Source organism: Amycolatopsis sp. EV170708-02-1, from assembly GCF_022479115.1.
GTDB lineage: Bacteria > Actinomycetota > Actinomycetes > Mycobacteriales > Pseudonocardiaceae > Amycolatopsis.
Map to the genome: position 1 here is coordinate 5,170,379 of NZ_CP092497.1, position 12,091 is coordinate 5,182,469.

6 protein-coding genes are annotated in these 12,091 nt (G+C 70.0%); all 6 read right to left on the minus strand.

The features are described from left to right. Nucleotide 1 precedes the first annotated feature (1 nt). Complete coding sequence (locus MJQ72_RS23470) at nucleotides 2-2,278, minus strand: glycosyl hydrolase family 95 catalytic domain-containing protein (protein WP_240593114.1); 2,277 nt, start codon at nucleotides 2,276-2,278, stop codon at nucleotides 2-4. A gap of 135 nt (nucleotides 2,279-2,413) precedes the next feature. Continuing rightward, the gene (locus MJQ72_RS23475; RefSeq protein WP_240593115.1) at nucleotides 2,414-3,076 is read right to left on the minus strand and encodes a tyrosine-protein phosphatase; all 663 of its coding nucleotides are present in this window, start codon (nucleotides 3,074-3,076) and stop codon (nucleotides 2,414-2,416) included. Further along, nucleotides 3,073-5,499: a PEP/pyruvate-binding domain-containing protein gene (locus MJQ72_RS23480; RefSeq protein ID WP_240593116.1), complete on the minus strand. Its 2,427-nt coding sequence runs from the start codon at nucleotides 5,497-5,499 to the stop codon at nucleotides 3,073-3,075. The genes MJQ72_RS23475 and MJQ72_RS23480 overlap by 4 nt, the downstream gene beginning before the upstream one ends. A 44-nt stretch (nucleotides 5,500-5,543) precedes the next feature. Beyond that, entirely contained in the window at nucleotides 5,544-6,338 is a 795-nt protein-coding gene (locus MJQ72_RS23485; RefSeq protein WP_240593117.1) for a hypothetical protein, read from the minus strand. A 354-nt stretch (nucleotides 6,339-6,692) separates the two neighbouring features. Next, complete coding sequence (locus MJQ72_RS23490) at nucleotides 6,693-8,030, minus strand: M1 family metallopeptidase (RefSeq protein ID WP_240593118.1); 1,338 nt, start codon at nucleotides 8,028-8,030, stop codon at nucleotides 6,693-6,695. Nucleotides 8,031-8,050: 20 nt separating this feature from the next. Next, nucleotides 8,051-11,953 carry a Pls/PosA family non-ribosomal peptide synthetase gene (locus MJQ72_RS23495; RefSeq protein ID WP_240593119.1) on the minus strand — a complete coding sequence of 1,301 codons (3,903 nt, stop codon included), beginning with the start codon at nucleotides 11,951-11,953 and terminating at the stop codon, nucleotides 8,051-8,053. Nucleotides 11,954-12,091: the final 138 nt, after the last annotated feature.

Consider the following 12,091-nt stretch of genomic DNA (forward strand, 5'->3'; position numbering starts at 1 on the left):
CTCATACTCCCCATGCCGGAGTTCCACGGTCACCAGGTACGTCACGCGGCTCCAGGTCCGGACGCGCACCGCGCCGCGCGACGACGGCCGTCCCGCCGCGGCGGAGCGGGATCGAGATCGTGCCGGGGCCCCTGTGACGCCACGGGAGCCGCCGTCCGCGCGCGTCACGGACCTCGATGTCGCCCGGGATCCCGTGCCGCAGGGTGAGCGGCTCCCCCGCCTCGCTGTGGACGCGGATCCATTCGGTCGTGCCGCTCCGGCGGGAGGCGTCCACGAGGAACGCCCCTTCCGTGCGCAGGCTTTCGAAGGACGCGTCCGGCCACGCCGACGAGACCGACGGGAAGACCTTGAGCACGCCGTGGTCGCCTTGCAGGAGCATGTCCACAATGGACTGCGCGGCGGTGATCGGGCTCTCGATCGCGAGGTTCGCCCCCTCGCGGTACATCGTGTTCGGCGTCAGCTGGGTGTTGGCGACGACGGTGCCGTCGAGGAAGATCTTCAGGTAGCGCAGCGCTTCTTCGGGCTCGTCCATCACGGAACTCATCGACGACGCCGCCGCGAAGCTGTAGCCGTGCCATTTCTCCTGCGCGCTCGACCAATGCGCGAACGTACGGCGCATGATGTCCCGGTCGCCGGGACGGTCCCAGAGTTTCTCGCGCAGCGGATAGAGCCAGAGCAGATGCGAGAAGTGCCGATGCGAGTCGGCCAGCGGGACACCGTCGCCGATCAGTACGCCTTGGGCGGGATCCTGGTGGTACGGCACCAGCTTCTCGCCGATCTCCCGCCACGCCGGCACCCGCGGATCGTCGATCCGCAGCTTGGCCGCCGATTCGACCAGCGTGCGCGCGGCCCAGCGGATCAACGACAGGTCGTAGGTGCAGTCGGCCGCGTCGGCGTACTCGGGTGATCGCGTCATCGGCAGATGCAGGGCACCGTCCGGGCCGGTCGCGAGGAAATGCCGGTAATAGTTGAGCGCTTTGGCCAGTGTCGGGTAGAGGACGTCGCGCAGGACGTTCTGGTCCATGCTGTGCCGGTACGCGAGCCAGACGTTGTGCAGGCCCCAGATGAGGTTCCCGGTCTGGTCGTTCTTGGTGACCGGCCCGGGGATCCCGACCGCGCGAGTGCCGCCGGGCCGCAGCCGCCAGTCGCCAGGATGCGAGAGCGCGTACGTGTCACCGTCCCGGTGAGCGGGAGGCACCGAGAGTTCGAGGTTGGCGTGGTCGCGGCGGAAGGTCGCGGTGACGGCGTCTAGTTCGGGATGGTTGCTGCTGTTGACGATCGGGTACGTGACCTGGACGTTCAGGTTCCACCACACCGCCGTCCAGCTGTTGCCGACCTCCGGGAACCACGGCCCCCATTCGGCGACCACCGGCCCGTTCGCGCGGGTGGCGCAAGCGGTCTTGTACAGCTGGATCCAGTAGAACCGCTGGATCCGCTTGTCCGGGATGGATAGGAAACTGCGGCGATAGAAGGCGTTCCACCAGCGCCGGTGCCCGGCGACGAGCAGATCGGGCATCGTCGCCGAGGCCCGATCGACCCTCGTGATCGCCTCCGCTGTGTGCGTCGGCTCGGGGAACCCGTACGCGACCGTCGCCGCCAGGAGCCGTCGCGTGCCGATGGTCCGCTCACGCCACGCCGTCGTGTACCCGCCGCCCGCGTGGAGCGGCTGCTCGCAGTACCGGACGGCGCCCGCACTGGCGAGCTTCGGATCGGGATTGGCCGTGTACTCGGGTGGTTTGCGGATCGTCCTGGTCGTCGCCGACTCGAGCGGCGTGAACCCCCAGTCCGCCGCCGCCCCGGTGAGCGAGACGAGGAGGAGATCCTGGTCGTTGTGGACCAGCGCGGAGAAGCGCACCGAGCCGCGGGTGGTGGTGATCGTGCCGCCGAGTTCGGCGTTGTACAGGTCGAGGTGCCAGTCCACCGCCGTGATCGCGCCCTCGAAGGTGAGGGTGAGGTAGCCGATCGGAAGGCGCGAGTACCCGATGGCCGCTTCCCACTGCCCGCGCTGGTCCTGGACGCGGGAATGGCTGAGCATCACCTTGAGGACGTTCGGCCGCGCCCCCGCGTAGAACTGGACACCGAGGAAGCCGTTGGCGAGGAACGGGCCCTCTTGCCAGCCCGTCGGCAGCCGCTTCCAGACCATGCGCGCGTCATCGACGATCCGGCGGCGGACGTCTTGCCCGGCGAGTGCCGGTGGCGCCCCCTGCGCCCAGAGCCCGCCGAGCGCCGCCGCCCCCGCCGCGACCCTCAGCATCGATCGCCTGGACAGCTCGGCCATGGGTCGCCTCCAGATTCATACTACGTTTACCGCAGATCAGGTCCTGGCGACCGGCATGTTTCCAGAAATAGTCGAGCTTTGGCCACCCCTTTCACTCGCGCAGCGGTACAGACATCCGATGTCTCGTCGGACAATTCATCTTTCGTTGAGCAGATTCGCCTTCAGTTTCCGGACCGTCTCATCGGACAAGCCACGCTGCCGTGCCCAGCCGGCGAAGCCCCCGAAATCGTCCTCGACGCTGTCCAGCAAGGCGTTGATCGTGCTCTCGGTGCACCGGAACAACTCCTCCGGCAACCGGAGCGAGCGGAAGCGCTCGATCACCCGGGGGAGGCTGTACGCGCTGCGCAGGTAGTCCCGGACGATCAGCTCCCGCGGTGCCCCGGCGAGGCCGAGCGCGAGGGCCGTGACGATCCCGGTCCGGTCCTTGCCCGACGCGCAATGCACCACGACGGGCCGGGCCAGCAGGACCGCCAGGATCTCGATGGCGGCCGAGAGGTTGTCGTCGTGCCGGAGATGGTCCGCGTAGATCTCCTCCAGCACGTTCGACCGTCCGCTTTGGACGGTTCGCAGCGGCACGTTCACATAGCGGACCCCGGGCAGCTCCGCCCGGCCCTCGCCGACCGTCTCGGCGCTGGAGCGAAGGTCGAGGACGCCTTCGATTCCTAACCGGTCGAGCAGGAGCTCCTTGTCCGTTCGGGTTAGGGCCTGCAAGGTGTCGCTGCGGAACAGCCGCCCCCGCCGGATCGGCCCGCCGCCCGTGTCACGGAAGTTGAACGCGCCGGTGAGCACGGAAGTCACCGGGGCTCCTCGCCGAACGTGATCGTCCCCGCCGAGCCGTCGACGGTGATCACCTGGCCGGTGGTGATCAGCGCGGTCGCGCCGGGGACGCCGACCACGGCCGGGATCCCATGTTCCCTGGCCACGGTGGTGCCGTGGGAGACCATGCCGCCCGTTTCGGTCACGAGCGCGGCCGCGGTCAGGAACAGCGGCGTCCAGCCAGGGTCCGTGGTCGCGGCGACCAGGATCTCGCCCGGTTCGATCCGCGCCCCGTCGGGATCGTCGATCACCCTCGCCCGGCCGGTCACCGTCCCGGCCGCCGCGGCGAGCCCGATGAGGTCAGCTTCGCCCGCGCCGGATTCGAGGGCGGGCACGGTGCCGTCGGAAAGCAGGACCGACGGCACCCGTGGCCTGCGCGCCTCCCGCTCCCAGATCTCCCGCCGCCGCGCCACGGCCGCCCGGAAGTCCTTGCCGTCCAAGGCCTCGCGGACTTCGGCGAGGTCGAGGAACATCACGTCATCGGCCTGTTCGAGCCCGACGATCTCCTCGCCGACGAGGAGCAACTGCTTCCGGAGCGCGGCGAAACCGCGCATGAGACAGAACTTCGGGAACTCGCGCAGTCCGCGCAATCGCCTCGACCTGCGGAGCAGGAAGCGCGCCAGGATCGCCCGGTGCGCTTTGGTCACCGGAAGCCGCCCGGTGAGTTCGACGATCCGCGCCTCGGCCGCCGCGGCCGCGTGCTCGAAGCGGGTTTCCGCGTTCTGCTCCTCAGCTTCCGCCCGCAGCAGATTCGCCAGCATCGCGAAGACCGGCTCGGGATCTTCGGCCCAGCGAAGTACGCCGAAGTCGATCTCCGAGGTGGCACGGCAACCGTACTGGGCCAGGAACGCCGCGACGCCGTGCTGGACGACGTCCGGCAGGGCCCCCGCGAGCTGTTTGGCGGCCAACTCGCCGGGCGCGGTGTCCAGCAGCAACCTGAACGCCTCGCCGTCACGCCGGATCGCCTCCCCGGTGCGCCACAACGCCAGGTCCATCTCGGTGGTCGGATTGTGCGGGACACCACGGAAAACGGTGGCGATCTCCTCCTCGTCCACATAGCCACGAAGCAACCGCCCGGCCAGCTGCCCGCCGGACCCGCCCGCGGTATTGGCGTCACGAGGGAGATTCGCCTCGATCCGGCAGACGTCGCGCCGGACGGACTCCACAAAGGACAGTCGTTCCGAGGCCGTCGCCTCGTTCGGCCCCGCGAAGGCGGCGATCCGCCGCTCGGCGTCGCGAACGACCTTGGCGCGAGCCTGATCCGGCCACAGCCAAGCCGGGATCATCCGGCCCCAGCGGAGGCGCCGTTTCTTCGGTGGGGCGTCCAGCACGGCAGGGAACCGCTGGTCACGGCCGAGCTGTTCGACCAGCTTGCCCGACGGCGCCGCGAGATTGTCCATGAACGCGGCCATCTGCGGCCGCTTCGCCGGGCTCCGCACGCCGTCGGTGATGTCCCAGAACAGCCACCCGTCCACGTCGATGATCTCGTCGGAGAAGCCGAGCGCGCTCATGTACGTCGCCATCCCACGCTGCCGCTCCCGGATCATGGACGCGCCCATCGGCGTGAAGGGACGGTCGATCCCCTGGTAGACGTTGACCGACCAGTACGCGCGCGGCTCCCCCGCACTCTCCGGGACCGGGAACAGGGTGGTGATGTGCCGCGACTGGGTCAACCACAGTTCACCGTCGCCGTCGAACGCCCACTCGACATCCTGCGGCGCGCCGAAATGCTTCTCCAGCCTTCTGCCGACCGCCGCGAGTTCACCCAGCTGTGACGGCGTCAGACAGCCCTCGCCCGTTTCCCCTTCGGAACTCAGCAGGTAGTGGTCCGGCGTCACCGCACCGGAAACCACCGCCTCACCCAATCCGGGCGCGGCGTCGATGACGATTTCGGACCGTTTGCCCGAGACCGGATTCGCCGTGTACAGCACCCCGGCGCACGCGGCGTCGACCAGGCGCTGCACGATCACCGCGATGGCGGGAGCGCGATCGGCGTCGTGCACCTCCCGGTACCTGGTCGCCCGGTCGGACCACAGCGAGGCCCAGCACCGGCGCACCGCCGCGAGCACCTCGTCCGCGCCCCGGACACCGAGGAACGTGTCGTACTGCCCGGCGAAACTGGCGTCCGGCAGATCCTCGGCGGTCGACGACGACCGCACCGCGACCGGACCGTCCGGCGAAAGCCGTTCGTACGCCTCGACGATCCCGGTTTCGAGCCAGGCCGGGAGCGGCACGTCCGGCCGTCCCTCCCTATCGTCCGCGACCACCTGCCGGTACGCGGCGGTCGTGATGCAGAAGCCCTCCGGCACCGGGAAACCCGCCGAAATCATTTCCGCGAGATTCGCCGCCTTGCCGCCGACGAGGTCTCGCGGGCAGCCGTCCGCCTCGGCGAGCTGGAGAATCACTTTCCTTACCTCCCAGGGGATTCGCTTGGCCTGAGCTTGCCTCCTCAACCTGGGTTGAGTTCAAGTACGTTCCTGGAATTCGCGGCGTCGTACGCGGCGACGAGTTCGGCGGCCACCTTGCCGGGCTCGGATCGCAACCGGCTGGGCAGGGTCTGGAGTACGAGGATCCCCTCGGCGGCGTACCGGCCGTTCCGTTCGAGAGTGCCGGCGTACTGCTCGCGCCCGAAGTGGAAGTCGTACGAGTCGACCTCCCAAGCGAGCCGGACCTTCTTGAAGTAGCCGTCGGGGGTTCCGATGTAGCGGCCGGAGGCGTCCCGCAACTCGTGGTTCCACAAGGGCTCCGGGAGCCCTGTCCGCCGCCAGACCGCCATCGCGTCGACCTCGGCCACCGACCGAGCTCCTCGCAGGACGTCACGCAGCACCTCGCGAGGCAACGCACTGCCTCGGTCGCTACCCGCTTCAAGCTCCCTGATGAGCACCTCGGGATGCAATCTGCCCCTCTGGACGGCTTCGGTCAGCAATGCCCGGACCGGGTCACGCGCGCTGAATCGGCGGCACTCGTCGAGAACCGCCCGGACGAGGGGCGCCACCGCCACGCCATCCACGACGACGGGCCGGGGCATTCGCGTGGTCCGCTCCACGGTCACAAAACCGACGCTGCTGACCTTGCCGGAGGCCGGTATCAGCAGCCGGATCCCGTTCGCCGCGATTCCCGCTCCACGCAGGCCCTGGCGGCGGCAAGCTTCGAGACCCGTGACGAGCGCCTGCGCCCCGCCGTAGAGCAAAGCCCCGTCGACCAGCTGACGCCGGGTCGGTTTGCCGGAACCGAGCAGGACCACTCCCGGAAGCAAGCGCTGCCACGGCTGCCCTGGCCGGCAACGCCGATAACAGGTCTTCCTGGGAACGCCGAACTCCACCAGCCGAGCGACAGTGATCACTCCGCCGCGACTGAGCTCCCACAGAGCCTCGCGATCGTCTCGCCATTCGCCGGTTCGCACCACATACGCGATCGTGGAGCTACCGGCCCACTCCGCACCAGCCCTGATCCGCTCGCCTGTGGACAACTCGCCCCGCCGCCGCCCCCTGTGGACAACTCACGAGGTGTTCCCAATGTCGCATTTGGGACGCTGAGCGTCTCAAATGCGACATTGGGAACCTTCAGGCAAGCGGAGGCCACGGGAGCGAAGCGCCCGTCAGGCCACGGGAAGCGGAGGCAGCGCCGCAGCATCCAGCCAAGCATCGAAGAAAGCAGCAAGAGAACGCCCGGCAAAGCGTTCAGCGAGCGCCACGAAAGCGGCAGTGGTCACCAGACCGTGCCGGTTCTCCATCGCCCAAGCCTTCACCAGCGGGAAGAACACCTCGTCGCCGACGGTACAACGCAAGGCGTGCAACAGAAGGCCGCCGCGTTTGTACACCCGCTCGTCGAACATCCGTGCCACGCCGGGGTCGGCGAGGCGCAGGTCCGCGGGTTTCGCCTTCATCCGCGCGTGCCACGTCTTCGCCCACGCGTGCGCGTTCTGTCCGCCGGATTCTTCGGACCAGAGCCATTCCGCGTACGTCGCGAAGCCTTCGTTCAGCCAGATGTGCCGCCAGTCGGCGACGGTCAGGCTGTTGCCGAACCATTGGTGCGCCAGCTCGTGCACGACGAGCCGTTCGTGCGTGCGCCGTCCGTCGACATGGTTGGCGCCGAAGATCGACATGCCCTGTGCTTCGATCGGGTCGTCGAGGTCGTCGTCGGTGACGACGATGACGTACTCGCCGAAGGGGTACGGCCCGAACAGCCGTTGCAGCGACTCCATGATCTGGCCCTGCCGCCCGAAATCGCGCGAGAAGGCGCGGCGCAGACGCGGCGGCACAGCGGCACGCTGCGGGACACCGCCGGAGGCGAGCACGATGTCGTCGTACCGTCCGATTTGGACACTCATCAGGTACGTCGGTGTCGGCTCGGGCCGCTCGAAGACCCACTGAGTGGTGCTCGCGCGCGTGTACCGGGAGACGAGATTCCCGGTGACGGCCACGAGATACGGCGAAGACGTCGTGAGTGCGACACGGTACGTCGCCTTGTCCGCCGGATGGTCGTTGCACGGGAACCACGACGGCGCCCCGACCGGCTGGCTCGCGACGAGCGAGCCGTCGGTCAGTTCGTCCCAGCCGATGTCGCCCCACAGCCCCGGAAGCGGCCGCGGGTTCCCGACGTAGTGGACCTCCACCAGGAACTCGCTGCCGAGCGCCAGTGACTTCGCCGGCTTCACCTGCAGCTTGTGCGCGCGGCGCGTGTACTTGGCCGGTTTCCCGTTGACGAGCACCCGGTTGATCCGGAACTCGCCGAAGTCGAGCGTGAACCGCGACAGTGCCTGCGTCGCCTCCGCGGTGATGGCCGCGGAGGCCGACAACCGGTTGGGACCGATCTTGTAGTCCAGCTCCAGATCGTAGTGCCGGACCCGGTAACCGCCGTTACCGTGACGGGGCAGATAGGAGTCGCCGGAGGTGTCCGCGCCGGGAGAGGGCAGCGCGGAGTCCTTCGAAATCACCCGCGAAGACCCTCGCTTCCCTACTTCGTCCAGGCCGAGATGGGATTACCCAGCCAGCGCGAGTCGGCGGGTACCGCGTCGCCCCGGGTCACCAGGGAGCCCGGTCCGACGGTCGTCCGCGCGCCGATGCTCGCGCCAGGCAGCACGATACCGTGCGGCCCGAGCGTCGCTCCCTCGTCCAGGGTCACCGGCGACATCGTCATGATCCGATCGTGGAACAGGTGCGTCTGCACGACACAGCCGCGGTTGATCGTCGCGCCGTCACCGAGGCGCACCAGGTCCGACTCGGGCAGCCAGTACGTCTCCAGCCACACACCACGGCCGATCTTGACGCCCATGGTCCGCAGCCACGCCGGAAGCAGCGGTGTGCCGCCGAGCGAGCCGATCAGCCACGGGACGGCGAGCGCCTCGACGAAGGTGTCGGCGAGTTCGTTGCGCCAGACGAACGAGCTCCACAGCGGATGGTCGACCGCACGGAACCGGCCGACGAGCAGCCACTTCATCGCGGTGGCGGTCAGCGCGGCGACGGCACCGGCGGCGAGCAGCAGCGGCCCGCCGAGCAGCACCGCGACCAGGAAACCGAAGGACGACGCGAGCGCGAAGATCCCGGCGGCCACCAGCACGGTCAGCGCGACACCGCACATCACCGGCACGATGCGGCACAGTTCGACGAGCGCACGCGCCGCCTTCAGCCGCAGCGGCGGGGTGTACGTGCGGCTCGTGTCGGCCTCGCCGACCGACCGGCGGACCGGCAGCGGCGGCATCCCGAGGTACGACGAGCCCTTCTTCGCCTTGAGCGGGGCCGACGACAGCACCCCGACCAGACCGCGTTTCGGCACCGAACGGCCCGGCGCGGCCATCCCCGAGTTGCCGAGGAACGCCTGCTTGCCGATCCGCGCCGGGGCGACGTGCAGCCAGCCGTGGCCGAGCTCGTAGGTGGCGACCATGGTGTCGTCCGCGAGGAACGCGCCACTGTCCACCTGGGTCATCTTCGGCAGCGCGAGCACGGTGGACGCCTCGACGTTGCGGCCGACCTTCGCCCCGAGCATCCGGAGCCACACCGGGGTGAACAGGCTGGCGTACAAGGGGAACAGCCCTTCACGCGCCATGCCCATCAGCCGCTCGGTCGCCCAGACCTGCCACGCGACGCGGCCGTGCACGGGGTGGTAGCCCTCGACCATGCCGATGCTCAGCGAACGGACACCGACGAGGACGAGCAGGGCGTACGTCAGGAAGTACGCGACGGTCGCGAGCGGCGTGAACAGCAGCGCCTGGCCGAGTGCGGCGCCCAGGGACGAGGCACCGGCGATCGCGTAACCCAGCACGGCGACGGCGGGCAGGGCGGCGACGGCGGGCAGAAGACCGAGAGCGACCGAGGTCGCGCCGTAGACCGACGCCCAGAAGCGCGAACGCGGCGGGCGGCTCGACGGCCACTTCAGCGAGTCCTTGGTGGCACGGGCGGCGGGGGCACCGGCCCAGCGCTGCCCGGCGGGCACGTTGCCGCGCACGGTCGACCCGGCCGCGATCTCCGCGCCCTTGCCGATCCGCGCGCCGGGGAACAGCGTGCTGCGCGCGCCGATCCGCGCGTCGGCGCCGATCCGGATCTTGCCGATGTGCACGAGGTCGCCGTCCACCCAGTGCCCGGTCAGGTCGACCTCGGGTTCGACGGCGGCGCCGCGGCCGAGCTTCAGCATGCCGGTGACCGGCGGCGGGGAATGCAGGTCGACGTCCTTCGCGATCCGCGCGCCGAGGGCCTTGGCGTACGTCGTCATCCAGGACGCGCCCGCGACGCTGTCCGCGCCGCTGAACTCGGCGAGCTTCTCGGCGGTCCACAGTCGCAAGTGGACACTCCCGCCACGCGGGTAGCTGCCAGGGCGGACCCCTCGCAGCAGCAGCCGGGAGCCGGTCGCCGAGATCGCGATCCGCCCGGCCGGGCTGAACAGCACGATCCACGCGGCCGCGATCCACGCCCAGTTCAGCGTCGGCGCCCAGGCGAAACCGGCCAGCGACAGCACGTTCGACAGTGTCGCGGCGATCGTCGTCCAGCGCAGGCCGACCAGGCCCATCAGCGGGATCATCAGCAGCGACTGGATGATCCCGGCCTTGCGCGGGGTGGGCGCGATGTCGCGGCGTTCGGTCTTCTCGCCGCTCAACGCGTCCAGCATCGACGCGAGCGCGCCGAGCTTCGGGTTGGCGTAGATGTCGCTCACCGACACCTGCGGGTGCCTGGTGCGGATCCGCGCGATCAGCTGGGCGGCGGTCAGGCTTCCGCCGCCGTTGGTGAAGAAGTCGGCCTTCGGGTTCTCGACCGAGACGCCCAGGATCTCCGCCCAGCCTTCGGCGAGCCAGCTCTCCGTCGGCGACAGACCCGATTTGGCGGCGTCCACAGTGGACAGCGGCCAGGGCAGCGCGTTGCGGTCGACCTTGCCGGAGGTGCGGGTCGGCAGGTCGTCGATCAGGGCCAGCAGCGGGACGAGCGCGGCCGGCAGCTGCTCGCGCAGCCGGGTCGCGGCCTCGTCGTGGTCGAACTCGACACCCTCGGCGGGCACGACGTACCCGACGAGGACCTGGTTGCCGGCCTTGGTGCGGCGGACCGCGGCGGCGGCGCCCTGCACACCGGGCAGCGCCTGGAGCGCGGCGTCGACTTCGCCGAGTTCGATCCGGCGGCCGCCGAGCTTGACCTGCTCGTCGAGGCGCCCGAGGAACAGCAGCCCCTCGGCTTCGGCGCGGACCATGTCACCGCTGCGGTACGCGCGGCGCCAGCCCAGCGAGGGCAGCGGCGCGAACTTCTCGGCGTCCTTCTCCGGGTCCAGGTAGCGGGCCAGGCCGACGCCGCCGATGACCAGCTCGCCGGTCTCCCCCATCGCGACCGGCTCGCCTGCCTCGTTCACGACTGCGAGCTGCCAGCCCACCAGCGGCAGGCCGATGCGGACCGGACCCTCGCCGGTCATCTGCGCGGCGCAGGCGACGACGGTGGCCTCGGTCGGGCCGTAGGTGTTCCAGACTTCGCGGCCTTCGACGGCGACGCGTTCGGCCAGCTCCGGCGGGCAGGCCTCGCCGCCGAAGATCAGCAGGCGGACGTCTTCCAGCGCGTCGGCGGGCCACAGCGCGGCCAGCGTCGGCACGGTCGACACGACGGTGATGCCCTGGGCGACCAGCCACGGGCCGAGATCGACGCCGGTGCGCACGAGCGAACGCGGAGCCGGGACCAGGCAGGCGCCGTGGCGCCAGGCGAGCCACATCTCTTCACACGACGCGTCGAACGCGACGGAGAGCCCGGCGAGCACGCGGTCTCCGGGGCCGATCGGCTCCTCGGTGAGGAACAACTGCGCTTCGGCGTCGACGAAGGCGGCGGCCGAGGCGTGCGAGACCGCGACGCCCTTCGGCTTGCCGGTCGAACCGGAGGTGAAGATGATCCAGGCGTCGTCGGTCGGCGCGGGCGAGCCCTCGACGCCGCTCGGCGAGCCGACGACGGTGATCGCGCCGCCATCGGTGACGACGGCGGCGACGGCGGCCTCGCCGAAGACCAGCTCGGCGCGCTCCTCCGGGTCGTCCGCGTCCACCGGCACGTACGCGGCGCCGACGGACAGGATCGCGAGGATCGCGACGTAGAGCTCCGCGGTGCCGGAGGAGATCCGGACCCCGACCCGGTCGCCGACGCCGACGCCGTTGGCGGTCAGCTTGCGGCCGTAGGCGTCGATCTCCTCGACGAGCTTGCGGTAGGACAGCGTGGTCTCGCCGTCGTCGATCGCGCCCGCGTTGGGGTGGCGGGCGGCGGTCTCGGCGAGGATGTCGATCAGGGTGCGCTCACCGGCGCCGAGCCCGGACCAGAACAGGGCACGGTCGGCGACGGGGGCGGGCGAGGGAGCGACGGTGACATCGGCGACACAGGCGATCGGCCGGGAGTCGGCGGTCAGTGTCATCGGCTCATCACCACGGGCAGGGCATAACCATGGGCGCGCAAGCCCATCACACACCTTTCGCGAAGTGCGTTCATTCGGGCTCGCTCTCCGAATGAGGCGCCCGCTAGCAGACCATCGACTTTACCGCAGGTGAACGAC

Excerpts from the sequence above, each read along its gene's own strand:
- MJQ72_RS23470 (WP_240593114.1), bottom strand. The coding sequence starts at position 2,278 with ATGGCCGAGCTGTCCAGGCGATCGATGCTGAGGGTCGCGGCGGGGGCG.
- MJQ72_RS23495 (WP_240593119.1), bottom strand. The coding sequence starts at position 11,953 with ATGACACTGACCGCCGACTCCCGGCCGATCGCCTGTGTCGCCGATGTC.